This window comes from Xanthomonas sp. MUS 060, assembly GCF_000963215.1.
Taxonomy (GTDB): Bacteria; Pseudomonadota; Gammaproteobacteria; order Xanthomonadales; family Xanthomonadaceae; genus Xanthomonas_A.
This window is the reverse complement of the sequence record NZ_JZIM01000002.1, coordinates 15,111-37,979: the sequence shown is the minus strand read 5'-3', so window position 1 is coordinate 37,979 and position 22,869 is coordinate 15,111. Positions and strand designations below refer to the sequence as shown.

24 protein-coding genes are annotated in these 22,869 nt (G+C 63.7%); 7 read left to right on the top strand and 17 right to left on the bottom strand.

Going from position 1 to position 22,869, the window contains the following annotated elements; all coding sequences use genetic code 11:
* Positions 1-23: 23 nt before the first annotated feature.
* Complete coding sequence (locus XANALMUS060_RS03260; RefSeq protein ID WP_045737140.1) at positions 24-1,061, top strand: histidine kinase; 1,038 nt, start codon at positions 24-26, stop codon at positions 1,059-1,061.
* Here the strand turns inward: XANALMUS060_RS03260 and ppnN are convergent.
* The 5 genes from ppnN to grxD form a co-directional block, all read right to left on the bottom strand.
* Positions 1,051-2,439, bottom strand: a complete 1,389-nt coding sequence (gene ppnN, locus XANALMUS060_RS03255) for a nucleotide 5'-monophosphate nucleosidase PpnN (RefSeq protein ID WP_045727372.1) — start codon at positions 2,437-2,439, stop codon at positions 1,051-1,053. The genes XANALMUS060_RS03260 and ppnN overlap by 11 nt on opposite strands.
* Before the next feature lie 110 nt (positions 2,440-2,549).
* Positions 2,550-5,771 carry a TonB-dependent receptor gene (locus XANALMUS060_RS03250; RefSeq protein ID WP_045737346.1) on the bottom strand — a complete coding sequence of 1,074 codons (3,222 nt, stop codon included), beginning with the start codon at positions 5,769-5,771 and terminating at the stop codon, positions 2,550-2,552.
* 415 nt (positions 5,772-6,186) lie between these two features.
* Positions 6,187-6,786, bottom strand: coding sequence for a YhgN family NAAT transporter (locus XANALMUS060_RS03245; RefSeq protein WP_045737139.1), 600 nt, complete (start codon positions 6,784-6,786; stop codon positions 6,187-6,189).
* Positions 6,783-7,520: an SDR family NAD(P)-dependent oxidoreductase gene (locus XANALMUS060_RS03240; protein ID WP_045737138.1), complete on the bottom strand. Its 738-nt coding sequence runs from the start codon at positions 7,518-7,520 to the stop codon at positions 6,783-6,785. The genes XANALMUS060_RS03245 and XANALMUS060_RS03240 overlap by 4 nt, the downstream gene beginning before the upstream one ends.
* Complete coding sequence (gene grxD, locus XANALMUS060_RS03235) at positions 7,520-7,840, bottom strand: Grx4 family monothiol glutaredoxin (protein WP_012915788.1); 321 nt, start codon at positions 7,838-7,840, stop codon at positions 7,520-7,522. Before grxD ends, XANALMUS060_RS03240 begins: the two co-directional genes overlap by 1 nt.
* A 131-nt stretch (positions 7,841-7,971) precedes the next feature.
* Here grxD and XANALMUS060_RS03230 point away from each other — a divergent pair, with 131 nt between their 5' ends.
* Positions 7,972-8,550, top strand: coding sequence for a Fe-Mn family superoxide dismutase (locus XANALMUS060_RS03230; RefSeq protein ID WP_045737137.1), 579 nt, complete (start codon positions 7,972-7,974; stop codon positions 8,548-8,550).
* A 90-nt stretch (positions 8,551-8,640) separates the two neighbouring features.
* Here XANALMUS060_RS03230 and XANALMUS060_RS03225 read toward each other — a convergent pair whose 3' ends face one another.
* The gene (locus XANALMUS060_RS03225) at positions 8,641-9,789 is read right to left on the bottom strand and encodes a 5-(carboxyamino)imidazole ribonucleotide synthase (RefSeq protein ID WP_045737136.1); all 1,149 of its coding nucleotides are present in this window, start codon (positions 9,787-9,789) and stop codon (positions 8,641-8,643) included.
* On the bottom strand, positions 9,786-10,289 hold the full coding sequence (gene purE, locus XANALMUS060_RS03220) for a 5-(carboxyamino)imidazole ribonucleotide mutase (protein ID WP_045727366.1): 504 nt from the start codon (positions 10,287-10,289) through the stop codon (positions 9,786-9,788). Before purE ends, XANALMUS060_RS03225 begins: the two co-directional genes overlap by 4 nt.
* A 58-nt stretch (positions 10,290-10,347) precedes the next feature.
* Between purE and XANALMUS060_RS03215 the strand changes: the two genes are divergently transcribed.
* The 3 genes from XANALMUS060_RS03215 to XANALMUS060_RS03205 all read left to right on the top strand — a co-directional run bounded on the left by XANALMUS060_RS03215 (position 10,348) and on the right by XANALMUS060_RS03205 (position 11,971).
* Positions 10,348-10,617, top strand: coding sequence for a Trm112 family protein (locus XANALMUS060_RS03215; RefSeq protein ID WP_045737135.1), 270 nt, complete (start codon positions 10,348-10,350; stop codon positions 10,615-10,617).
* On the top strand, positions 10,614-11,501 hold the full coding sequence (gene nadC, locus XANALMUS060_RS03210; RefSeq protein WP_045737134.1) for a carboxylating nicotinate-nucleotide diphosphorylase: 888 nt from the start codon (positions 10,614-10,616) through the stop codon (positions 11,499-11,501). The genes XANALMUS060_RS03215 and nadC overlap by 4 nt, the downstream gene beginning before the upstream one ends.
* Before the next feature lie 125 nt (positions 11,502-11,626).
* Complete coding sequence (locus XANALMUS060_RS03205; RefSeq protein WP_045737133.1) at positions 11,627-11,971, top strand: DUF3301 domain-containing protein; 345 nt, start codon at positions 11,627-11,629, stop codon at positions 11,969-11,971.
* A 224-nt stretch (positions 11,972-12,195) separates the two neighbouring features.
* Here XANALMUS060_RS03205 and XANALMUS060_RS03200 read toward each other — a convergent pair whose 3' ends face one another.
* From XANALMUS060_RS03200 to XANALMUS060_RS03175, 6 genes are all read right to left on the bottom strand, one after another.
* Positions 12,196-12,633 (bottom strand): ClpXP protease specificity-enhancing factor, encoded by a 438-nt coding sequence (locus XANALMUS060_RS03200; protein WP_045737132.1) that lies wholly within the window; start codon positions 12,631-12,633, stop codon positions 12,196-12,198.
* Positions 12,634-12,706: 73 nt separating this feature from the next.
* Positions 12,707-13,342 (bottom strand): glutathione S-transferase N-terminal domain-containing protein, encoded by a 636-nt coding sequence (locus XANALMUS060_RS03195; protein ID WP_045737131.1) that lies wholly within the window; start codon positions 13,340-13,342, stop codon positions 12,707-12,709.
* A 170-nt stretch (positions 13,343-13,512) separates the two neighbouring features.
* Entirely contained in the window at positions 13,513-14,259 is a 747-nt protein-coding gene (locus XANALMUS060_RS03190; RefSeq protein WP_045737130.1) for a cytochrome c1, read from the bottom strand.
* Entirely contained in the window at positions 14,252-15,514 is a 1,263-nt protein-coding gene (locus XANALMUS060_RS03185; RefSeq protein WP_045727360.1) for a cytochrome bc complex cytochrome b subunit, read from the bottom strand. The genes XANALMUS060_RS03190 and XANALMUS060_RS03185 overlap by 8 nt, the downstream gene beginning before the upstream one ends.
* 3 nt (positions 15,515-15,517) lie before the next feature.
* A complete protein-coding gene (gene petA / locus XANALMUS060_RS03180) occupies positions 15,518-16,147 on the bottom strand; it encodes a ubiquinol-cytochrome c reductase iron-sulfur subunit (RefSeq protein ID WP_045727359.1) in 630 nt (209 codons plus the stop codon).
* Positions 16,148-16,294: 147 nt separating this feature from the next.
* A complete protein-coding gene (locus XANALMUS060_RS03175) occupies positions 16,295-17,242 on the bottom strand; it encodes a transglycosylase SLT domain-containing protein (RefSeq protein ID WP_045737129.1) in 948 nt (315 codons plus the stop codon).
* Between the two features lie 328 nt (positions 17,243-17,570).
* Here XANALMUS060_RS03175 and miaB point away from each other — a divergent pair, with 328 nt between their 5' ends.
* The gene (gene miaB, locus XANALMUS060_RS03170; protein ID WP_045737128.1) at positions 17,571-18,983 is read left to right on the top strand and encodes a tRNA (N6-isopentenyl adenosine(37)-C2)-methylthiotransferase MiaB; all 1,413 of its coding nucleotides are present in this window, start codon (positions 17,571-17,573) and stop codon (positions 18,981-18,983) included.
* Between the two features lie 111 nt (positions 18,984-19,094).
* Entirely contained in the window at positions 19,095-20,075 is a 981-nt protein-coding gene (locus XANALMUS060_RS03165) for a PhoH family protein (RefSeq protein ID WP_045737127.1), read from the top strand.
* 48 nt (positions 20,076-20,123) lie between these two features.
* Here the strand turns inward: XANALMUS060_RS03165 and hisIE are convergent, their stop codons facing one another.
* Genes hisIE through hisH form a run of 4 tightly spaced genes read right to left on the bottom strand, consistent with a single transcriptional unit; the run spans position 20,124 to position 22,843 of the window.
* Positions 20,124-20,750 carry a bifunctional phosphoribosyl-AMP cyclohydrolase/phosphoribosyl-ATP diphosphatase HisIE gene (hisIE, locus tag XANALMUS060_RS03160; RefSeq protein ID WP_045737126.1) on the bottom strand — a complete coding sequence of 209 codons (627 nt, stop codon included), beginning with the start codon at positions 20,748-20,750 and terminating at the stop codon, positions 20,124-20,126.
* Entirely contained in the window at positions 20,740-21,516 is a 777-nt protein-coding gene (gene hisF, locus XANALMUS060_RS03155) for an imidazole glycerol phosphate synthase subunit HisF (RefSeq protein ID WP_045737125.1), read from the bottom strand. Before hisF ends, hisIE begins: the two co-directional genes overlap by 11 nt.
* Complete coding sequence (hisA, locus tag XANALMUS060_RS03150) at positions 21,510-22,244, bottom strand: 1-(5-phosphoribosyl)-5-[(5-phosphoribosylamino)methylideneamino]imidazole-4-carboxamide isomerase (protein ID WP_045737124.1); 735 nt, start codon at positions 22,242-22,244, stop codon at positions 21,510-21,512. Before hisA ends, hisF begins: the two co-directional genes overlap by 7 nt.
* Positions 22,241-22,843 carry an imidazole glycerol phosphate synthase subunit HisH gene (gene hisH, locus XANALMUS060_RS03145; protein WP_045737345.1) on the bottom strand — a complete coding sequence of 201 codons (603 nt, stop codon included), beginning with the start codon at positions 22,841-22,843 and terminating at the stop codon, positions 22,241-22,243. The genes hisA and hisH overlap by 4 nt, the downstream gene beginning before the upstream one ends.
* Positions 22,844-22,869: the final 26 nt, after the last annotated feature.

Here is a 22,869-nt window from a genome sequence, read left to right as displayed (position 1 = left end):
AGTTCTCATCCCGCCACCCCACGATGCCCGCCTCCGCCTATTCCAACGATCAGTTGCAGGTCCTCAAGCAGCCGTCCACCTTGATCTGGATCGTAATGGCCGGCGAGTGCATTGCGGCCATTCTGGCACTGACCCCGTTCCCAGGCACAAGCACGGCCAGCAATCGCTGGGTGTATTTCGGTCTGGCGTCGCTGGGCATCCAGTGGATCGCGCTACTCACCCTGGCCAGTCTGCTGCTGTTGCGCCGAACCCTGGCAACACGCGGATTTCTGGCGATCACCACCGCAACGCTGTGCCTGATGCAGGTGCTGACCTGGCTCATCAGCGGTTTGGTCCTGTCGACCTTCGGCGATTATTGGCAACTCTCTACCGGGTCATGGCTGACCCTATCGCTGCAGCTATCGGGCATCGCGTTGCTGATCGGCCTGCTCGGTATGGCCGCGTTGCACAATCATGTGCGCATCAAACAGTTGGTGGAACGCGCCAAGCAGGCCGAGATCGACGCGCTCACCGCGCGAGTCCAGCCGCACTTTCTGTTCAACACACTCAACACCGCGGTGATGCTGGTGCATCGGCAACCCCAACAGGTGGAACAACTGCTGATGGATTTGTCGGACCTGTTCCGCGCCGCGCTGGCGCGCCCCGACCTGGTCGACCTGCAAGACGAGATCGATCTAGCAAAGCGTTACCTGGATATCGAAGCCATCCGTTTCGGCCCGCGCCTGCGCGTGCACTGGACCCTGCCCGACGCCATTGCGCCGATACGGATTCCGCGATTGTCGCTGCAACCGCTACTGGAGAACGCGGTTCACCACGGCATCGAATGCACCGCAGAGGGCGGCGAAATCGGCATCGCCATCGACGAACGCAGCGACGCGCTTGAAATCAACATCCGCAATACCCTGCCCCCCAGCGGCGCGGCGCGGCATCTCCAGCGCGGCCACCGCGTTGGCCTATCGGCCTTGCGTACCCGGCTGGAGAGTATGCAAGGCGCCTCGCTACGCACCGCCAGCGATGGCGACAGCTTCGTCGCCACGATCCGCATCGCGCTCAGGTCATGACCCGGTAGCAAGGCTGGTATTCCCCGGAGATCTTCATCCGGCGCTGCTCGACGAACGCACGCAGCAGCGCGTCCAAGGCCTGCATCATGTCCGCATCGCCATGAATTTCGAACGGACCATGCTGTTCGATGCGACGGACACCGTCTTGCTTGACGTTGCCGGCGACGATGCCAGAAAACGCGCGGCGCAAGTCCGCCGCCAGTACATGCGGCGGCCGGCCATGGTGCAGATCGAGGGCCGCCATTGCCGCGTGCGTCGGCTCGAACGGACGCTGGTACTCCAGTGGAATATGCAACGACCAGTTGAAGTAATACGCGTCCTTGTGCTCCTTACGGTGCGCGCGGACCTGCTGGATACCAGCGGCCATCTTCCGCGCCACCGTCACCGGATCACCGACCACGATCTCGTAGCGGGAGGTGGCGGCCTCGCCCAGGGTCAGACGTAGAAACCGGTCGATCTGCGCGAAGTACGGCGCGGCGATGGCCGGGCCGGTCAGGATCAGTGGGAATGGCAAGCCATGGTTTTCCTCGCGCATCAAGATCCCGAGCAGGTACAGGATCTCCTCGGCGGTGCCAACACCACCGGGAAACACGATGATGCCGTGACCGATGCGAACGAAGGCCTCCAGACGCTTCTCGATGTCCGGCAGGATCACCAGATGATTGACGATCGGGTTCGGCGATTCGGCAGCGATAATGCCCGGCTCGGTGAGGCCGATGTAGCGGTTGTCGTGCTTGCGTTGCTTCGCATGGGCGATGGTGGCGCCCTTCATCGGCCCCTTCATCGCACCCGGGCCGCAACCAGTGCAGATATCCAGCCCGCGCAGGCCCAGCTCGTAGCCAACTTGCTTGGTGTACAGATATTCCTCGCGCGAAATCGAATGCCCGCCCCAGCACACCACCAGTTTCGGGTCGTCAGGCTGCAGAATGCGCGCGTTACGCAACTGCCCGAACACCGCGTTGGTGATACCTGCACTGGATTGCAGGTCGAACGCCGATTCCGGACCGAGTTCGATAGACATGTAAGCCAAATCACGAACCACGGCGAACAACAGTTCGGCCACGCCGTTGATGATCTCGCCATCCACGAAGGCCATTGCCGGGGCGTTGAACAGGTCGATACGCACGCCACGGTCGCGTTGCAGCACCTGGATATCGAAATCCGGATACAGATCGCCAGCGGCACCGGGATCGTCGGAAGCGCTACCGCTGGTCAGCACCGCCAACGCGCAACGCCGCAACAGTTCGTGCAGGCCGCCGCTGGAAGCATCGCGCAAGCGCGCCACTTCCACACGCGAGAGAATGTCCAGGCCGCCGCGCGGGTAGATCCGCGCATCCACTACCGGCAGCGTATGCGCCGCCGTATTGCTGGTCGTCATATCGGATGTCGTGTCGTTTGTGGTGAGCGGGCGACTTTAACGTCAGCCCACACAAAAAGAAAACGGCCAAGTCCCCCCGGCCGTTTCCCGCGCTTCAGCTTGCGCCGCGATCAGAACTGATAGCGGAAACCCAACTGCAGCGACCATTGCGACACACCGGTGTTGAACCCATCGGCATCGGCATTGGCGGCCGTCGGCTGATCGGTGTACAGGGTGTTGTACACGTACTTGCCTTTGTAGATCCCCTGCAGGTTGGCACCTCGGGCATCGGCATAGAAGCCATAATCGTAGATCCGGCCCCACTTCTTGTTCAGCAAATTGCCCACGTTCTGGATGTCCAGCCACAGCTCGGACTTGTGGCCCTTGAACAGGCCAGGCAACTGCTGACTGATACGCACGTCGAACGTGTTGATCCAGGCGGAACGGAAACCATTGGCCGGGGCGTAGCTACCAGCGTACTTAGCCAACTGCGGGTTCTGCGCCAGCCAGTCGAAGAACTGTTTTTGCATCGCCGGATTGGCGGTGAACGTGCCGTTATTGCTGAGCGTACCGAACAGCACGTCGCCCGGACCCTTCGGCACGTAGAACAGGTCGTTGGTCGAACGGCCGTCGCCGTTGGCATCGCCGTTGAACACATAGCTGTAGGGACGGCCACTACGGCCTTCGTATACCAGACCGACACGCGTTTCGTAATCGCGGAAGAACATGTGCTTCCAGTCCAACGAGCCGGAAATACGGTCCTTGATCGCGTAACGCGATTTGCTTTCGGTTTCGGAGTTGGCGTTGAACGCGTACTGGTTGCCCCAACCCGAGCTGGCGGTGGAGCTGGTCAGCGAGCCGACTTCGGTCGCGTGGGTGTAGGTATATGCCAAGCTCCAGGACCAATCGCCGCCTTCGCCGAACGGCTTGGACAGCGACAAGGTCAACTGCTGCGTCTTGCCCTTGTCGGTGTTGTCGATCAGATACACATCGCTGTAGCCAGCGTTGCGGCCGAAGCGATTATTGCCAGCGGCCCACGGACGGCCGGTCTGCGACGGATTCCAATACAGCGCGCGGCCATCCGGACCGTAGTAGGCCGGACTCGGGTCCTGACCCGGGGCGACGACGGGGCCGATATTCAAGCTCTTGTAGTACAGGCCCTGCTTGACCTTGGTCACCAGCACTTCGGCCGACGCCACGATGCCCTCCCACGGCAGTTCGTGGTCCAGCGCCAGGTTGGCCTTGTACAGCGATGGCAGCTTGAAGTCCTTGCCGACGAAGCTCACGCCCTGGGTGGCCGAGCCGGGGGTGGTGGGAATCGGCTGGGTGTTCTTATTGGCGCTGAACGGCAGGCGCGGATCGTAGGTGGTGAAGCTGTAGGCGTTGTAATTGAAACCGGTGTTGGAATAACTGTTCGCGATCCACACCTCCGGCGCATCGCCCTGGAACAGGCCTGCGCCGCCACGTAGCTGGGTCGGGCGCTCGGTGTCGAAGGTGTAGTTGAAGCCCACACGCGGCTGGATCAGGAAGCCGCTGCTGAAGATCTTGCTGTTGTCGTAGCCGAATGCCGCCTGCGCACCCGCGTTGTAGGCCGGATCCGGGCTGACTCCGGGACGGTCGCCACGCAGGCCCAGGGTCAGGGTCAGGTTGCTATTGACGTACCAGGTGTCCTGCACGAACAGGCCGAGGTTGGTGTTGGTGTAGCTGGCCGCGATCGAACCCGGTGTCCGCTCCTGGTTGAGCTTGTAGGAACTCCAACGGCCGCTGGCGAAATTGTCCAGACCGAAGAAGCTGTACACGCCCCAGCTATTGCGACCGTACAGGTCGTAGATGTCGTTGGTGCTGTCATCGACGCCAAACTTCAGGGTGTGGTTATCCAGGGTCAGCGTACCCGCACCGTAGTAGTTCCAGGTCTTGGTGGTGAGGATATTGCCCTGCGAATTGGTCTCTGTACCCAGGTACAGCACATCGCCGGTCGGGTTGGCGACCGAACCAGCGAAGTACACGGCGATGCTCGGCGCATTGGTCGGGACCACACGGATCGCGGAATAGTCGCGGTAAGACACCTTGAACTCGGTGGAGAAATTCTCCGACCAATCGCTGAACAACTGACCGACGTAACTCTCGACATTCTTGTTGTGCTGGTACCAGTAAGAACTCAGCGATGCCTCACCGAGGTTACCAGCGCCGTTGATACGCAGCTTGCTCTGGTCCAGCTTGCTATAGCGGAAGCTGGCGCGATGGTTGTCGCTGATATTCCAGTCCAGCTTGAGTGCGTATTCCTTCAGGTCGGTGTTGCCGTTGCTGTTCAAGCTACCGGCGTCGAAGCCATAATTTTTAGCGATCTGCTGCGCGCGGGTCACATCGGCCATGCCATAATTGGCGTTGGCATTGCCCAATGCAGTGCTACCCAGATCGATGCCCGGCGCGTCCTGTTTGAACTTCTCGTAGTTGGCAAAGAAAAACAATTTGTCCTTGACGATCGGACCACCAAAGGTCGCACCGTAGGTGGCCTCTTTATTGAAACCATTGAACTTGCTGCCATCGGGATTTCTACCGAACCAGTCGCCATCGCGCATGGAGCCGTAGAGCGAACCATGGAAGTCGTTGGTCCCGGACTTGGTCACCGCATTGACGGTGGCGCCGGCCGCACTGGCGATACTGACGTCGTAGTTGGACACGTTGACGTCGATGGCTTCGATGGCCTCCATCGACACCGGCTGACGCCGAGTGGTCATGTTGTTGCCTTCCAGGCCGAACGTGTCGCTCGCCGAGACGCCATCGATATTGATCGAGTTGTAGCGCGGGTTCAGGCCACCGGCGCTGATCGTACCGGAGGCGCGATCGACGAAGGCCACGCGCGGGTCCAGACGCATGTAGTCCTGGATGTTGCCATTGATCGACGGCAACGCCTCGATCTGCTCGCGACCGACGTTGGTCCCGGCGCCCATCTTGGTGGCGCTGAACATTTCCGAGCCACTCGCCACGGCGACGGCGTTGACCGTCTCCAGCGTGGTCGGTGCCGCCATGTCGCCGGTCAACTCGGCATTGATGCTGGCGGTCTGGTTGACGCCCAGGTACAGGCCATCTTCCGTCTTGGTGCCCTCGCCCGGCTTGGTGATGGTGATGGTGTACGGGCCGCCAACGCGCAAGCCGCGCGCATTGTAGCGACCGCTGGCATCGGTGGCCGCCCGGCTGACCGTGCCCGACTCAACATGAGTGATGGTCACCTCGGCACCGACGACCGGCTGGCCGCCATGGGTCACCAGGCCACCGACACTGGCGGAGGTGCTCTGGGCGAATACGGGCGCAGCAGAGAGAACTGCGACCAAGCCCAGAGTGAGCTTGGACATCCGCAGACGGGGTTGAATCATTGCAATAGCCTCAATGGAATTTGACGAAATGCGCATAGCACGCCGTGCTGGTGCGGGCGCACGGCAAGGGGAGTAGTGAAGAGGCGTTAAACCTTGCTGCCCCCGCAAGGTTTAACTTTAGATTAACATCGTACGAGAAGCGTGTTGCAGAACCACGACAATTCGATACGAACGGACATGAAAAGGGCGTATCCGCCATTTATTTGGCTGTTCGCTGACGTCGGTAGGCAATGCGCCGGTGGCCGCACAGGGCCGCGCACGGGCCAAACACCAATACTGTTCTACTCGTGGCCCGCCGCAGCCGTCGCGGCGGGATCCTGACGCACGCTCTTGCCGCCTATCACTCGGGCAAGCGCGCGGCGCTAATACGGGATGCGGGATACGGAGAGAGAGATCAACCCACAAGCGGCGATTTCAGATAGGTACTGATTCCATCCAGGAACATCTGCACCGAGATCGCCACCAGCAACATGCCCATCAACCGTTCGACTGCGGTCAATACGCGCATACCCAGCAGCTTGTACAAGATAGTGGCGGAAAACAGCAGCGCCGAAGTGGCCAGCCAGGCCAAAATCAACGCTAGGCTCCATTCGTCCAGGCGCGTCGGCTCTTTGCTGCCCATCAACATCACCGCCGCCATGCCCGACGGGCCGGCCACCAGCGGGATCGCCAGCGGCACGATGAAAGGTTCACCATCGGGAAGCTCGCCCATTAGCCCTTCCGGTCGCGGGAAGATCATGCGAATACTGATCAGGAACAGCACGATGCCACCGGCGATCGCCACCGACTCCCGGCGCAGATGCATCACCTCCAGGGCGTACTTGCCCCCCCACAGAAACCCCATCAGCACCATCAGGGCGATCAGCAACTCGCGTGCCAGCACCATGCGCTGGCGCCTGCCCGACAACGGCTTGAGCACACTGAGGAACACCGGGATGTTGCCCAGCGGATCGAGGATCAGGAATAACAGCAGTGCCGCCGAGAGAATGGTCATACCGCAGGAGTCCAGATGGTGCCGCAGTGCACTGCACCGGCAGGAGATAGCAAATCCACGCAAGCGGCAGCGTAACGTGCCGGATCGACCGCATCGAGGTCTTCGTGATGGGTATAAGCGCGCGCGCGCAACGCTGTGCGCATCGGGCCAGGCTGCAACCCGGCCACACGCACGCGCGAGGCAGCCAGCTCGCCCTGCAGACTCGCCAGCAGACCGCGACGTCCGTACTGGGCCGCGCCGTAGCCGCCCCAGTAGGCTTGGCCGACACGCGCCGGGTCGTCCAATGCGAACACGATGGCCGCATCCGGCGCCTGTCGCAGCAGTGGCAGGCAGGCCTGGGTCAACCAGGCAGGAGCCGTCAGCCCAACGTGAATGGCACGCGCGAAGTGCGCCGGATCGGCATGCTCGAACGGCGTGAGGCCGATGAAATCGGCCGCGCAATGCAGCAGTCCATCCAGACGCCCCAACTCCGCCTGCAGGCGTTCGGCCAGGGTCGCATAGTCCTGCGGCGTGGCCCCGAGCAGGTCCAAGGGATACAGCAACGGTGCCGCGGCGACTGCCGCGACCGCATCGTAAACCCGGTTCAGCCGTGCGGGCTTGTGGCCGAGCAGGACGACGACGGCCCCGGCCTGGGCGCAGGCCAGGGCCGCAGCGCTCCCCAGACCACCGGCCGCGCCGGTGATCAATACCACCCGCTGGGCCAGCGCGCCGGCCTGCGGCACCACCGCCTGCATCACGACAGGTATGCCTCGGTCACAATGCGCTGCAACTCACCGGACTCGAACAACTCCAGGGTGATGTCACAACCGCCAATCAATTCGCCATGGATGAACAACTGCGGGAAAGTCGGCCAATTCGAATACCGAGGCAGATTGGCGCGGATTTCCGGTTCATCGAGCACATTGATCGTATGCAACCGGTCGGCGCCGGCGACCAGCAACGCCTGCAACGCACGACTGGAGAAACCGCACATCGGATACTGCGGCGTCCCCTTCATGAACAACACAATCGGATGCCGTTCAACATCGGCCTGGATGCGCTCCATCACCTGCATTGCGGGTTCTCCTCCTGCTGCTCTGGGGCAAAAGAACGACCTCGACGGTCGACTAGACTTTCGCATCGCCGCATAGTGTAAGCCCTGCGCGTGATCGTACCGAAACACGCGCACCCTGCCACCGAGGATCCATGGCCATCGAACTCGCCCCGCTGCCCTACGACTACAGCGCACTGACGCCGCATCTTTCGGTGGCGACACTGGACCATCATCACGGCCAACACCAGCGCAACCTGGTGGAGCGGCTCAATGCACGCATCGCCGGCAGCGAATTGGCGGATTTGCCGCTGGAGGATCTGCTGCGGCGCGCCCAGGGTCGCCTGTTCGAAGAAGCCGCCGAGGTCTGGAATCATGCGTTCTACTGGCGCGGCCTGCGCCCGCGCGGCGGCGGCGAGCCCAGTGGAGCGCTTGGCGAACTGCTGACCAAGCGCTTCGGCGACATCGCCAGCTTCAAGGCCGAGTTCACCCGCATGGCGCTGAACGTGTTCGGCTCGGGCTGGGTCTGGCTGGTGCAACGCCCGGACGACAACTTGGCCGTGGTCGTCACCGCCAATGGGGTATCACCGTTGACGGGCCAGGATGTCCCGCTGCTGGCCTGCGACATGTGGGAACACGCCTACGTCATCGATTACCCCGGCGACCGCGCACGCTACCTGGAGGCATTTTGGAAGCTGGTCAACTGGGAATTTGTCTCCAACAACCTGCGCTGAGATCGCACCGGCGATGTCGGCAGTAGTGGCACGCCGATATCGCACAAGCATCACTGCACCGGGACACGCATCGACAGCGATGCCGCTGCATCAGCGCTGCCCACGCAGCGCAGCGATCACCGGGGCGACCTGCGCCTGACGTTGCAATTGCACACCGACCGTCTGCAGCGCCTGCGCGAGCGCCTCGGCCGTCTCCTCGCGTAGCGTGGCATGGCCGACCTTGCGGCCCTCGCGCGACTCCTTGCCGTAGTCGTGCCAATGCCCACCGGGCTGGGCCAGCACCGGCGCGGCATCGGGCATCGCGCCAATCCAGTTGAGCATGCAGGCATGGCCGCACATGCGCGTGGACCCAAGCGGCAAGCCCAGCACAGCGCGCAGATGGTTCTCAAATTGCGAGGTCTCGGCGCCTTCGATGGTCCAGTGGCCGGAGTTGTGTACGCGCGGCGCCATCTCGTTGGCGAGCAACACCCCATCGCGGCAGAACAACTCCAGCGCGAACACGCCGACGTACTGCAGGCGCTCGGCCAAAGCCCGCGCATGCGCGACGGCGGACTGCTCCAACGCGGCATCGGCCTGCGCCGGGGCCAAACTGGCCGACAGCACACCTTGGACATGCCAATTCTCGGTCAGCGGCCAGGTGCGGAATTCGCCATCGCGACCACGTACCGCCACCACGCTGATCTCGCGCTGGAACGGCACGAACGCCTCGGCGATCAAACCGACGCTCGACGCCTGCGCGCCCAAGGCCGCCCAGGCCGCATCGGCATCGGCCACGGAGGCGATGCGGAACTGCCCCTTGCCGTCGTAGCCAAGACGGCGGGTCTTGAGAATGCACGGCGTGCCGACCAGAGCCAGTGCCGCATCCAGCTCCTCGCGGGTATCGACCGGAGCAAACGCGGGCACCGGGATGCCCAGTTCGCGGAACAAGGTCTTCTCGGCCAAACGGTCCTGCGCCACGGCCAACGCGTCCGGACTGGGGAAGACCGGCACCTGCCCCGCCAGCCACTCGGCGCTGCTGGCCGGCACGTTTTCGAAATCGAAGGTCGCCAGATCCACCTTGGCGGCGAAAGCGGCCAGCGCCGTCGCGTCGCGGTAATCGCCAACCTGCAGCGGCGCGACCTGGCCGGCGCAAGCGTCGGCCACCGTATCCAGCATGGCAAAGCGCAGGCCCAGTGGCGCGCCAGCAATCGCCAGCATCCGAGCCAACTGCCCTGCTCCCAGAATACCGACCGTCGTCATTGGCGCGGATCGTCCTTGGCCATCACGTCTTCTGTCTGGCGCTGGCGAAACGCGCTCAGCGCCGTGGCGACATCGCCGTGCTCGGCCGCCAACATCGCCGCGGCGAACAGCGCGGCATTGGCCGCGCCGGCATTGCCGATGGCGAAGGTAGCCACCGGAATACCCGCCGGCATCTGCACGATCGACAACAAAGAATCCATGCCATTGAGCGCCTTGGACTGCACCGGCACGCCCAACACCGGCACCGCCGTCTTCGCCGCGAGCATGCCCGGCAGGTGCGCCGCGCCTCCGGCACCGGCAATGATCGCCCGCAACCCACGCGCCGCCGCCGCCTCGGCATAGGCGAACAGCACATCCGGCGTGCGATGCGCCGACACGACCTTCACCTCATGGGGTACACCCAACGCATCGAGCTTTTCCGCTGCGTGCTGCATGGTCTCCCAATCGGAGCGGGAACCCATCACGATGCCGACGAGCGGCGTGGTTTGTCTGGAGGCCATGGCCATCCCCTGCATTAAAGACGTATTCTAGCCGCCTTCCACGCAAGACGAAGACCGGATGGACCGCAAACTCCTCGACCTGCTGTGCTCGCCCGACACCCGCCAACCGCTGGCGATGCTGGAGACGCGCGGCCTGGAAGCACTGAATCGCGCCATCGCCGCTGGCGAGGTCAAGCGCGCCGACGGTAGCCCACAGAGCCAATCGCTGCGCGAAGCCCTGGTCACGCGTGATCGCAAACAGGTGTTCCGCGTCGAGGACGGCATCCCGGTGCTGCTGTCTGAAGAGGCGATTGCCACGACGCAGCTCGCCGACTTCCCGACCAAATGAGCCACGACACCGCGTCGCCACAGGCGCCAGCACAGGAACTGATCGACGCGGATGTAGCGCGCGCACTGGCCGAGGACCTCGGCAGCGGCGACGCCACCGCCGCCTTGCTACCCGACCGCGCCGACAGCGCCTATCTGCTGTGCAAGCAGGAGGCGGTGATCGCTGGCCGGCCCTGGTTCGACGCCTGTCACCGCGCGCTCGATCCGCAGGTCAGGATCCAGTGGCGCGTGGCCGAAGGCGAACGCGTGGCAGCAGGCACCGTCTTGGCGGTATTGCACGGGCGCAGCCGCGCCCTGGTCAGCGCCGAGCGCGCCTCGCTGAATTTTCTCCAGACCCTGTCCGCCACCGCCACCGTCACCGCCGCCTACGTGGCCGCGGTCGCCGGCACCGGCGCGCGCATCCTGGATACCCGCAAGACCCTGCCCGGTCTGCGTCTGGCGCAGAAGTACGCGGTGCGTTGCGGTGGCGGCGACAACCACCGCATCGGCTTGTACGACACGGTGATGCTGAAGGAAAACCACATCCATGCCGCCGGCTCGTTGAGCGCGGCGGTGGCCGCGGCACGCGCGCAGTGGCCGCAGTTGCCCCTGGTGGTCGAGGTGGAAACCCTGGATGAACTCCGCGAAGCCCTCGGCGCCGGTTGCGAGCGTATTTTGCTAGACGACTTCACCCCGGAACAACGCCGCGCCGCCGTGGCGATTGCCAGCACCGAGTTTCATCAGCGCGGCATCCCGCTGGAAGTCTCCGGCGGCGTGGATCTGGACGCGGTACGTGCAATCGCCGAAGACGGCGTGGACTGCATCTCCATCGGTGCGCTGACCAAGCACGTGCAGGCGGTGGATCTTTCGCTCAAGCTGGGTCCACCCCCCGCAGTAAGGCGCTAGCTCGTGTGCAGGCAGGGCGACGGATTTGCACAACCAGCCGCCGCAACAGACAAACAACAACGCCACATCCCGATCTCTGGCGATCAAGATTGCCCTCTTGTCCGAGGTCTGGTTACAGTGGCCGCATGCCTAGTCTGATCCTACTGATGATTGTCGGTGCTGCCGTGTTCGCGTTCTGGAACGCCTCGCGCGCCGCCGCCGAACGCGCCGAAGTCCTCGGCCGCAACGCCTGCAAAGCCGCCGATGTGCAATGGCTCGACCAAAGCGTGCACGGCACGGGCCTGCGCCTACGACGACTGCCCAACGGCTGGCTCGGCTTCGAGCGTAGCTTCCGCTTCGACTATTCCTGCGACGGCGTGGACCGACACAGCGGCCGTCTGGTGCTGCTCGGGGATCGACTGATTACTTTCGCCGGGCCATCTGTCGCCAGCGTCACCGCGCTGCATGAGGCACGAGCACCACACCAATGACGATCCAACGCAGCCGGTCATGCGCGCAACGGGTGACGCAGGCCCGCTCCGAGTCGCAGCAACCGTATCGAACGCAGCCATAGCGCACGCAGCCGACAACGCGGCCGGCATGCGCAGCAATCGTCGTGCGCTCCTGGCGACACCATGCGCACGACCGACTGCACACAGCCCGCCCAAGAAAACGGCACGATGGCGAGCGGCAAGCGCTCGCCCGGAGGCCAGTCCTACTTCACCACGCGCAAACGCGGGCGTTTACCGGCTTCGTCGGAACTGCCACGACGCGGTGGCGGTGGCGGTGGCGTATCGCCGTCGGGCGGCTCGCCCGGACCATGGATATCGTCCGGCAGCGCCATGCCCTGCCCGGTTTCGCGCGCATAGACTGCCAGCACCGCCGCCATCGGCACCTGGACCGGATAGCTGACACCGCCAAATCGAGCGGTGAAGCTGACTCCATCGTTGTCGATCTGCAGGCGCACCACCGCGCGCTCGGCGATGTTCAGCACCACCCTGCCATCCTTGACCGCACTCGGCGGCACCTGCACACCAGGCAAGCCAGCATCCACCAATACGTGGGGGGTCATGCCATTGTCGTTGATCCACTCCACCAGCGCCCGCAACAGGTACGGGCGATGGCTGGTCATGCGGTAAGTCTCTTCGCTCATACGACAATTCTACGCGCCGACACGTCACACCGACGCATCTGGAAAGACAGCGAGCCCACCAAGCAGACAGGCATCACGCTGGCAGATCGCGCAGTTTCTTTTCCTGATCCGTCAGGCTGCGGATGAAACCGGGATTGCGGAAGATGCGGTTGCCGTAGTCTTCGATCGCCTTGCCATCCTTCGGCAACGGGATATCCAGCGCCTGCAGGCGCCAGATGATCGGTGCCATCGCGCAATCGGCCAGACTCATTTCCGGATTGAGAAAGAATTTGCTGGCCTTGAACAGTGGCACCGAGGCGGTCAACAGCTCCTTCAGGCGCTTGCGGCCGGCTTCGGCCTGGGATTTGTTGCCAAGCTGGATCGCCTGCACTTGCGGCACCCAATCGTGTTCGATGCGCAACATCGCCAGGCGCAAGCGCGCACGCGAGAGCGGATCGACCGGCATCAACGGCGGATGCGGATAGCGCTCGTCGAGATACTCGCTGACCACCGAGGCGGCGTACAGCACCAACTCGCGCTCGACCAGCGTCGGCACGGAGTGGTAGGGATTGAGATCGATCAGGTCTTCCGGCGGATTTTGCGGATCAACCGCCACGAAATCGTAGGTGACGCCTTTGGCCGCGAGCACCAGACGAACACGGTGGCACAGCACATCATCGGTGGAGGAAAACAAGGTCAAGGTATTTCGCATGCGCAAACTCACCGCCATTCAAGGCTCTCCGACGACCGGTATCCGCCGGCCGCATCGACGCCGTCCGCACCTTGCGAACGGTCGCCACGGCCCCTGAGTGTGCAACCCTCGCCCAGAAAAGCCAATAGCATGAACAGGGAAATCACTCAGCAACGGTGCAGCAGGCGTGTAGACGGCATCGAAAGCGTTCAATGCACGTCCTTCCAGTATTCCTTCTTCAGCAAATAGGCCAGGAAGGTGAGCAAGGCCAGGAACAGGACCACCCACACGCCCAGACGCTGCCGTTTCAGCGCTGCAGGCTCGCCAGCGTATTCGAGGAAGTTGCTGATGTCACGCACGGTCTGGTCGAACTCGGCGGGGGTCTGTTTGCCCGGGGACGCCAGTTGCAGGCGCTCCACCGGTTTGTCCACACCCGGCTGCGAGGCCTTGCCGTAAACCGGCTGCTGCAAGCCTTGTAGCTCCCACAGCGGATTGGGCATGGAGGCGTTGGCGAACAGGCTGTTGTTCCAGCCCAACGGGCGGGACTGGTCAAGGTAGAACGACTTGAGATAGGTATAGACCCAGTCGGTGCCACGCACGCGGGCAATCAGACTCAGATCCGGAGGAGCCTTGCCGAACCACTTGGCCGCGGCCTCGTGCGGCATCGCCGCCTCGATGTGTTCGCCGACCTTGGCCCCGGTGAAGTTGAGATTGTGCATCACCTCATCTTCGCTCAGGCCAAGATCCTCGGCCATGCGCGAGTAACGCAGGTACTTCAGCGAGTGGCAGCCGGAACAATAGTTCATGAACATCTTGGCGCCACGCTGCAGCGAAGCGCGGTCGCCAAGATCGTTACCCGCCTGCAAGGTGGCGCCCCCCTCGCTGGCCAAGGCAGAGGCGGACAGCACGCACATGCAAGCGAGGCAGGCGAAGAAAGCGATCAGGCGCTTAGTCATGGCTGCTCACCCGCTCCGGCACCGGCTTGGTGCGATCCAGCGTGGTCCAGATCGGCATGGTCAGGAAAAAAAGGAAGTACAGCAGCGTCAGCACACGGCCGATGTAGGTCTCGATGATCTCGGTGCCGGGACCAGAGCCGATCACACCCAACCACACGAAACACACCGCCAGCACCGCCAGCATCACCCGCGAGATCCAGCCACGGTAGCGAATCGACTTGACCTTGGCCCGATCCAGCCACGGCACCAGGAACAGGATCGCAATCGCCGAGAACATCACCAGCACGCCTCCGAGCTTGTTCGGCACCACCCGCAACATCGCGTAGTACGGGGTGTAGTACCAGACCGGCTTGATGTGCTCCGGCGTGACCAGGCGGTTGGCCTCGGTGAAGTTGTCGTGCTCCAGGAACAACCCACCAAAAGCCGGGGCGAAGAAAATGATGAAGGCGCCGATCATGAGCAGGAAACCGACCCCGACCATGTCCTTGACCGTGTAGTACGGGTGGAACGGGATACCGTCGGCCGGCTTGTTCGGATCCCAACGGTTGCCCTTGGGGCCTTTCTTGATCTCCACCCCATCGGGGTTGTTGGAGCCGACTTCGTGCAGCGCCCCCAGGTGCAGCACCACCATCAGCAACAGCACCAGCGGCAGCGCGATCACGTGCAGGGCGAAGAACCGGTTGAGGGTGGCGTCCGACGGCAGATAGTCGCCCATGATCCACTCGGTCAGGCCGTTGCCGATCACCGGGATCGCGCCGAACAGCGAGATGATGACCTTGGCGCCCCAGAACGACATCTGCCCCCAGGGCAGCACGTAACCCATGAAGGCTTCGGCCATCAGCACCAGGTAGATCAGCATGCCCAGGATCCAGACCAGTTCGCGCGGCTTCTTGTAGCTGCCGTACATCAGCCCGCGGAACATGTGCAGATAGACCACGATGAAGAACAGCGAAGCACCGGTGGAGTGCATGTAGCGGATCAGCCAGCCCCAATCCACGTCACGCATGATGTACTCGACCGAGTTGAACGCCTCGGCCGCGCTGGTCTTGTAGTGCATCGTCAGGAAAATGCCGGTGACGATCTGATTCACCAGCACCACCAACGCCAGCGAACCGAAGTAATACCAGAGGTTGAAATTTTTCGGCGCGTAGTACTCGGCGATGTGCTTGCGGTAGAACGGCATCAGCCCAGGGGCGCGCTCGTTGACCCAATCGAACACACTGCCCGCAGTGCGAGTAAGGAGATTGTCGCTCATGACTTACGCCCCTCCTTTCGCGGACGCACTCGGGTCCACACCGATGACCAGCGTGTTGTCGTCCTGGTAATGGTGCGGCGGCACCAATAGGTTGATCGGCGCCGGCACACCCTGGAACACGCGCCCGGACATGTCGAAACGCGACTTGTGGCAAGGGCAGAAATAGCCACCCTTCCAGTCTGGATCGTAAGGCTCGGGGCGAATCTCGGCGACCATCTCCGGCGAGCAGCCCAGGTGGGTACACAGGCCGACCAACACCGAGATATCCGGCTTGATCGAGCGGTAGTCGGGGTTTTTCAGCACGTAATCGGGCTGCTGATCCTTGTTCTGGCACTTGGGATCTTTGAGCCGGCCATCCAGGGATGGCAGCGCGTCGAGCATCGCCTTGGAGCGCTTGACGATCCAGATGGGCTGACCGCGCCATTCCAGGATCAGCCGCTGGCCCTCCTGCAACGCGCTGATGTCGGCCGTGATCGGCGCCCCGGCCAGCTTGGCCTTGGCACTCGGCTCCCAGGATTTGATGAAAGGAACCGCGACGCATCCCGCACCAAACGCGCCCACGACGGCGGTGGTGGCGGTGAGGAAGCGACGACGCCCTGTATTAACCGAATCGTTAACCCCATCGTTGGCCATTCGGCACTCCGATCTGTGATTGGGTAGCGTGAGGCTGCCAGCAACTCGGTGGGGATCGAGTTGCATCGAATTCACCGCAGTGTAGCGGAACCCTTAATCCGCCGACAATGCAGGCGGCACATCCGCGCGCCATGGGCGTCAACAGGGTCAATGCGCGGGCGAACCCGCGCCACGGTAGCGTTCGGCGAGCACGCCGACCCGCTGTACATAGAGCTGCGTCTCACTATACGGCGGCACACCGCCGTGTTTGTCTACCGCGCCCTCGCCGGCGTTATAGCCGGCCGCGGCCAAGCTCAGGTTGCCATTGAAACGCTTCAACAACCACGCCAGATATTGCACACCGCCACGGATGTTTTGCGCCGCATCGAACGCATCGCCCACCCCGAAACGACGCGCCGTCATCGGCATCAACTGCATCAAACCCTGCGCCCCGGCACGACTGAGCGCCATGGGGTTGTAGGCCGATTCGGCATGAATGATGGCACGCACCACCGCCTCCTCGACGCCATATTCGCGTGCGGCAGCGGCGATCTCGCTCTGGTAGGCGGTCGTGTTCAGGCGCACCGCGCCGAAGTTCACCCCGGTGTTGGCGCAGGCGTAGCAGGTCTCCATGAAGCTGTAGTGGATCGTGCGCAGCGTACCGAGACTGGCGAGCTGGGTTGGCCGCGCGCTGGTGTAATGGCGCACGCCATCTTGCATGTAAGAGTAAAGCTGACCGCTGACCAGCCGGCGCGGTAGAGCACCAGCGACCGAAGTCGCGCGCGTCGGGACCATCGTGGACGTGGCTGACGCTGGCGCGGCGACCGGAACGTTAGCTTGGGGGGCTTGGACGCCGACCGACGGAGCCGCCAAGGCGACGACACGATGGGCAGGCGGGCGCTCGGCGGCCGCCTTGGCCGGGACCGACGCGGCCTGCGCAGCACGGCGTTCGGGCATATAGTGATCGATCACACTGCAATCGCCACCGGACACGCGCTTATTACCGTAGCTGGTGACACCGTCGCCACCGATGCACTTGTATACGGTACCCGCACTGGCCGGCGCAGCCGACAGCGTGGCGATGACCAGCACCAGAAGCCACAGCATCCCCTTCATGACGGCAGTGTCCCAACTTCCCCGCCGATTGCCAAGTCCGCACGACTGGGCCGAGATGACATCCTTCCCAGCCCCCCCGCTGACTGCGCCACGCCCACCAGCGCCTGAGACCGCAGCCGTGGTTTTATCCTGGAAGCGCCTGGGCTTGGTGCCGCACACCCGCTCGACCCCACTTCCGCGCCCGAATATGCAACGTTCGAGCATCCGGCAGGCTGCAATCAGTGCACGGACACGTGGGGCGCACGGAGCAACCCACCGAGCGCCTGCGCAGATGCGCTGACGCGGGTAAACTAGTCGGCTACCTTTCCACCCGCCTGGATTCAGCGCCATGCCCGGGACTGTCCTGCATCCCCTGCCCTCCACCGGCACCCCCGCCTCGCCGTCGCCAGCGCGCGGCAAGCTGTACATCAAGACCCACGGTTGCCAGATGAACGAGTACGACTCGGCCAAGATGGCCGACGTCCTCGCCGCCGCCGAAGGGCTAGAGCTGACCGACAACCCCGAAGAAGCCGACGTGGTCCTGGTCAACACCTGCTCGATCCGCGAGAAGGCGCAGGAAAAGGTGTTCAGCCAGCTCGGCCGCTGGAAAGCACTGAAGGCAGGTGGCAAACAGGTGATCATCGGTGTGGGTGGGTGCGTGGCGTCGCAGGAGGGCGAAGCGATCGTCAAGCGCGCGCCCTACGTGGACCTGGTGTTTGGCCCGCAGACCCTGCATCGGCTGCCCGAACTGATCCGCGCTCGACGCGCCTCCGGGCAATCGCAGGTGGACATCAGCTTTCCCGAGGTCGAGAAGTTCGACCGGCTGCCCGAGCCGCGCGCCGAAGGGCCCTCGGCATTCGTGTCGATCATGGAAGGCTGCTCCAAATATTGCTCGTTCTGCGTGGTGCCCTACACCCGCGGCGAGGAGATCAGCCGGCCGTTCGAAGACGTGCTGGTGGAAGTGGCGCAACTGGCCGCGCAAGGCGTGCGCGAAATCAACCTGCTCGGCCAAAACGTCAACGCCTACCGCGGCCCATATGCCGACGCCGACGCCGGCGAAGACCCGCAACACGCCGATCTTGGCCTGCTGATCCGCAGCATCGCGCAGATCGAAGGCATCGGTCGCATCCGCTTCACCACCTCGCACCCGTTGGAGTTCAGCGACTCGCTGGTGGACGCCTACCGCGACGTGCCGCAACTGGCCAACTATCTGCACTTGCCGGTGCAAGCTGGCAGCGACCGTATCCTCAGTGCGATGAAGCGCGGCTACACCGCACTGGAATTCAAGCAGAAGATCCGCAAATTGCGCCAGGTGCGTCCGGACATCGCCATCAGCTCGGACTTCATCGTCGGCTTCCCCGGCGAGACCGACGCCGATTTCGACAAGACCATGAAACTGATCGAAGACGTCGGCTTCGACCAGAGCTTTTCCTTTATCTATTCGCGACGTCCGGGCACACCCGCCGCCGACCTGCAAGACGACACTCCCGAAGCAGTCAAGCATGCGCGGCTGGCACGGCTGCAAGCGCACATCACCGCCCACGCGCAGCAGATTTCGCGCAGCATGATCGGCAGCGTGCAGACGGTGCTGGTCGAAGGCCCATCGAAAAAGAACCCGACCGAACTGACCGGCAAGACCGAAAACATGCGCTCGGTGAATTTCCCAGGACATCCGCGTCTGATTGGGCAATTCGTCGAGGTGACGATCACCGAAGCGCTGAGCAACTCGCTGCGCGGACGCGTGGTCGCAGACATAGTTTGAACGCTCGCAAAGCCGCCACATGCGCTGGTCCTTGATGACCGTGCGCGTTAGGCTTGACTCCCAGGCAACGAACAACGCGCACAGCGCATGCGCTGCCGCCTCAATATCGCAATGACCACACCATCCGCATACCGCGACTTCACCCTGGACCCCGCCGACAGCGAGCGGCTGGCTAACCTGGCCGGGCCTTTCGATGCACATCTGCGGCAGATCGAACTGCGCCTGGGCGTGGAGATTTCCAACCGTGGCAACGTCTACCGGGTGAGCGGTCCGGAAACGGCCGTAGCTTCCGCCGAACAATTGCTGCAGGCACTCTACGCCGAGGCCGACAGCGTGATGTTCGACGACCAGCAGATTCATCTGCGCCTGAACCAGGCCAACGTCGATCAGATCGCCCAGCGCGCCTATCAACCGCAGGACGTGGCGATCAAGGTCAAGCGCGGCACGGTGCGCGGGCGTGGCGCCAATCAGGCCAAGTACCTGCACCAGATCGCCACCCACGACATCAATTTCGGCATCGGCCCGGCCGGCACCGGCAAGACCTTCCTGGCCGTCGCCAGTGCGGTGGAAGCATTGAACGAGTCGCGCGTGCAGCGCTTGATCCTGGTGCGCCCGGCAGTGGAGGCCGGCGAGAAGCTCGGCTTCCTGCCCGGCGACCTGAGCCAGAAAGTGGATCCGTATCTGCGCCCGCTTTACGACGCGCTATACGAAATGCTCGGCGTGGACAAGGTCGTGAAGTTGCTGGAAAAGAACGTCATCGAGATCGCACCGCTGGCCTACATGCGCGGACGCACGCTCAACGACGCCTACGTCATTTTGGACGAGGCGCAGAACACCACCATCGAACAGATGAAGATGTTCCTGACCCGTCTTGGCTTCGGCAGCACCGCCGTGATCACCGGCGATCTGACCCAGATCGACCTGCCCAAGCACGTCAAGTCCGGCCTGCGCGATGCGATCGAGGTGTTGGACCAAGTGGACGGGGTCGGGTTCACCTTTTTCGAGGCGCGCGACGTGGTCAGGCATCCGCTGGTCGCGCGCATCGTCAACGCCTACGAAAAGCGCGACGTCGGCGATCACGCCAACCCATAAGCCGGCATTTGCAAGCGGCTGGCAGGGACTAAAAAGCGACGACCTACCTCAGCGGTGCCGCGCCTCCAGCACCGCGACCGCGTCGGCAAGCGCCAGACCGCGTGCGCGCAGCAACACGGTCAGGTGATACAGCAGATCGGCCGATTCACCGAGTAACTCGGCATCGTCCTGCACCACACCGGCCAGTGCAGTCTCCACGCCCTCCTCGCCGACCTTCTGCGCGATGCGCCGGGTGCCCTGCTCGAACAGCGTGGTGGTGTAACTGCCAGGCGGCCGCTCGCTTTCGCGCTGCGCGACCAGCCGATCCAGCGCGCCCAGGAATTGCCCCGGTGCCTGCGGGAAGCAACTGGTGCGGCCAAGATGACAGGTCGGCCCACGCGGATGCGCCAGCACCAGCAAGGTGTCGTAATCGCAATCGGTATCGATCGCGACCAGCTCCAGCGTGTGGCCCGAACCTTCGCCCTTGGTCCACAACCGCTGCTTGCTGCGACTGTAAAAAGTGACCAAGCCGCTGCGGCGGGTCACCGCCAGCGCCTCCTGGTTCATGTAGCCCAGCATCAGCACGCGCAGGGTGGCCGCGTCCTGTACCACCACCGGCAGCAGGCCGTCGCTCTTGTTCCAATCCAGCGCCGCGTCGTCGACGACGGCTGTTTGTTGCGCATGTTCATGCGCCATCGCGCACCTCGATTTGACGTTCGCGCAGGAAGCGCTTGAGTTCGGGAATGGGAATGGCGCCGCTGTGAAACACGCTGGCGGCCAGCGCGGCATCCACGTCGGCGCGCTCGAACACCTCGGCGAAGTGCTGCATCTGCCCAGCACCACCGGAAGCGACCAGCGGCACCTTGCACAGTGCGCGCACCTCGTACAACTGCGCGATGTCGTAGCCGCGACGCACGCCATCGTTGTCCATGCAATTGAGCACGATCTCGCCAGCGCCCAGCCGCTGCGCTTCGACCACCCAGTCCAGCGTGCGCATGCGCAGCGCCTGGGTCTTGTCGGGATCGCCTGTGAAACGGCGCACCCGCCACTGGCCATCGTCCTCGCGAATCGAATCGATGCCGACCACCACGCACTGCACGCCAAACGCATCGGCCAATTCAGCGATCAGCGCGGGGCGTTCCAGCGCTGGCGAATTGATCGAAATCTTGTCGGCGCCGGCATGCAGCACCGCACGCGCCGTGGCGACATCGCGGATGCCACCGGCGACGCAGAACGGGATGTCCAACAGCCGCGCCACGCGCTCGACCCAGGCGTAATCCACCGAGCGTCCTTCCGGGCTGGCGCCGATGTCATAGAAGACCAATTCATCGGCCCCCTGGTCGCGATAGCGCAATGCGAGTTCTGCGATATCCCCCATGTCCACGTGATCGCGAAATTTGACCCCCTTGACCACACGACCATCGCGCACGTCCAGGCACGGAATGATGCGCCGGCTCAGCATGCCAACGCCTCATCCAAGCGCAAGCGCCCCTCCAGCAACGATTTGCCCAGCACCACACCGGCACAGCCGATCTCGCGCGTTGCGCGCACATCGGCGGCATTGCGGACGCCGCCGGAGGCCTGCACGGCCACGTCCGGCGCGATCTGACGCAAGTGCGCATACAGCGCCAGATTCGGTCCGGACAGCATGCCGTCGCGGGCGATGTCGGTGCACAGCAGATGAGCCAACCCCGCAGCCGCGTACTCGCTCGCCAACGCATCCAGGGTGAGCGAGGAGGTCTCGGTCCAGCCGAGCACCGGCAATCGCCATACTTTTTTTGCATCCTGCCGCGTGTCCAGCGCCACGGTGATGCGCGCGGGCCCGAACTCGGCCAGCCATTCCAGCACCGACTCGCGGTCGCGCACCGCCAGCGAGCCGATCACCACGCGGGTGGCGCCGGCATCGAGCATGTGCTGCACGTCGGCACGCGAGCGCACGCCACCGCCGGTCTGCACCTGCAACCCGGTCTGGGCGCGGATGCGCTCCAATAACGGCGCGAGGGTGTAACCACCGGCGCGCGCGGCATCCAGATCGACCAGATGCAGCCACTGCGCGCCAGCGTCGGCATACGCCTTGGCGCGGCGCAGTGGATCATCGCCATAGTGGGTCTCGCGGGCATAGTCGCCCTGCGCAAGCCGCACCACGCGGCCATCGCGGATATCCAGCGCGGGATAGACGAGGAAGCTCATGGGAAATCAGTCTCAAGAAAATTGCGCAGGATGCGTGCGCCGGTGTCAGCAGAACGCTCGGGATGAAACTGCGCGCCACAACGACGCCCATGTTGCACCACCGCGCTGAACAGGCCGCCATGGTCGCAGGCGGCCACCGTGTCGGCAGTGACCGGCGCCGCATAACCATGCACGAAATAGGCGCTGGCCCGAGCCGGAAGGCCCTCCAGCAGCGGCGATGGCCCCAGCGGCAGTAAGCAGTTCCAGCCCATGTGCGGCACCCGGATACCCGGCGCCGGCGGCATGCGCCGGACCACGCCAGCGAGTACGCCCAGACAATCGACTTCGCCCTCTTCCGAATGTTCGAACAGCAACTGCATGCCCAGACAGATACCGAGCAACGGCACCTGCAGCATGCGCAGCGGCTCGATCAAGCCCTGCGCGCGTAGCCGTTCCATCGCCTGCGGCGCGGCGCCGACGCCGGGCAGGATCACCCGCTCCGCGCCCTGCAGACCCGCCGCATCGCGCACCAGTTGCGGCTCCACACCCAGCCGCTCCAACGCATAACGCACCGAGCCGAGGTTGGCGCCGCCCGCGTCGATCAAGGCCAACGCGCTCATCGCCTTGTCCTCGCCCGCGTGCCGCG

What these genes read in the sequence shown, in the direction of transcription:
- XANALMUS060_RS03260 (WP_045737140.1), top strand. Translation starts at nt 24, where the DNA reads ATGCCCGCCTCCGCCTATTCCAACGATCAGTTGCAGGTCCTCAAGCAG.
- ppnN (WP_045727372.1), bottom strand. Translation starts at nt 2,439, where the DNA reads ATGACGACCAGCAATACGGCGGCGCATACGCTGCCGGTAGTGGATGCG.
- XANALMUS060_RS03250 (WP_045737346.1), bottom strand. Translation starts at nt 5,771, where the DNA reads ATGTCCAAGCTCACTCTGGGCTTGGTCGCAGTTCTCTCTGCTGCGCCC.
- XANALMUS060_RS03245 (WP_045737139.1), bottom strand. Translation starts at nt 6,786, where the DNA reads ATGACCATTCTCTCGGCGGCACTGCTGTTATTCCTGATCCTCGATCCG.
- XANALMUS060_RS03240 (WP_045737138.1), bottom strand. Translation starts at nt 7,520, where the DNA reads ATGCAGGCGGTGGTGCCGCAGGCCGGCGCGCTGGCCCAGCGGGTGGTA.
- grxD (WP_012915788.1), bottom strand. Translation starts at nt 7,840, where the DNA reads ATGCAGGTGATGGAGCGCATCCAGGCCGATGTTGAACGGCATCCGATT.
- XANALMUS060_RS03230 (WP_045737137.1), top strand. Translation starts at nt 7,972, where the DNA reads ATGGCCATCGAACTCGCCCCGCTGCCCTACGACTACAGCGCACTGACG.
- XANALMUS060_RS03225 (WP_045737136.1), bottom strand. Translation starts at nt 9,789, where the DNA reads ATGACGACGGTCGGTATTCTGGGAGCAGGGCAGTTGGCTCGGATGCTG.
- purE (WP_045727366.1), bottom strand. Translation starts at nt 10,289, where the DNA reads ATGGCCTCCAGACAAACCACGCCGCTCGTCGGCATCGTGATGGGTTCC.
- XANALMUS060_RS03215 (WP_045737135.1), top strand. Translation starts at nt 10,348, where the DNA reads ATGGACCGCAAACTCCTCGACCTGCTGTGCTCGCCCGACACCCGCCAA.
- nadC (WP_045737134.1), top strand. Translation starts at nt 10,614, where the DNA reads ATGAGCCACGACACCGCGTCGCCACAGGCGCCAGCACAGGAACTGATC.
- XANALMUS060_RS03205 (WP_045737133.1), top strand. Translation starts at nt 11,627, where the DNA reads ATGCCTAGTCTGATCCTACTGATGATTGTCGGTGCTGCCGTGTTCGCG.
- XANALMUS060_RS03200 (WP_045737132.1), bottom strand. Translation starts at nt 12,633, where the DNA reads ATGAGCGAAGAGACTTACCGCATGACCAGCCATCGCCCGTACCTGTTG.
- XANALMUS060_RS03195 (WP_045737131.1), bottom strand. Translation starts at nt 13,342, where the DNA reads ATGGCGGTGAGTTTGCGCATGCGAAATACCTTGACCTTGTTTTCCTCC.
- XANALMUS060_RS03190 (WP_045737130.1), bottom strand. Translation starts at nt 14,259, where the DNA reads ATGACTAAGCGCCTGATCGCTTTCTTCGCCTGCCTCGCTTGCATGTGC.
- XANALMUS060_RS03185 (WP_045727360.1), bottom strand. Translation starts at nt 15,514, where the DNA reads ATGAGCGACAATCTCCTTACTCGCACTGCGGGCAGTGTGTTCGATTGG.
- petA (WP_045727359.1), bottom strand. Translation starts at nt 16,147, where the DNA reads ATGGCCAACGATGGGGTTAACGATTCGGTTAATACAGGGCGTCGTCGC.
- XANALMUS060_RS03175 (WP_045737129.1), bottom strand. Translation starts at nt 17,242, where the DNA reads ATGAAGGGGATGCTGTGGCTTCTGGTGCTGGTCATCGCCACGCTGTCG.
- miaB (WP_045737128.1), top strand. Translation starts at nt 17,571, where the DNA reads ATGCCCGGGACTGTCCTGCATCCCCTGCCCTCCACCGGCACCCCCGCC.
- XANALMUS060_RS03165 (WP_045737127.1), top strand. Translation starts at nt 19,095, where the DNA reads ATGACCACACCATCCGCATACCGCGACTTCACCCTGGACCCCGCCGAC.
- hisIE (WP_045737126.1), bottom strand. Translation starts at nt 20,750, where the DNA reads ATGGCGCATGAACATGCGCAACAAACAGCCGTCGTCGACGACGCGGCG.
- hisF (WP_045737125.1), bottom strand. Translation starts at nt 21,516, where the DNA reads ATGCTGAGCCGGCGCATCATTCCGTGCCTGGACGTGCGCGATGGTCGT.
- hisA (WP_045737124.1), bottom strand. Translation starts at nt 22,244, where the DNA reads ATGAGCTTCCTCGTCTATCCCGCGCTGGATATCCGCGATGGCCGCGTG.
- hisH (WP_045737345.1), bottom strand. Translation starts at nt 22,843, where the DNA reads ATGAGCGCGTTGGCCTTGATCGACGCGGGCGGCGCCAACCTCGGCTCG.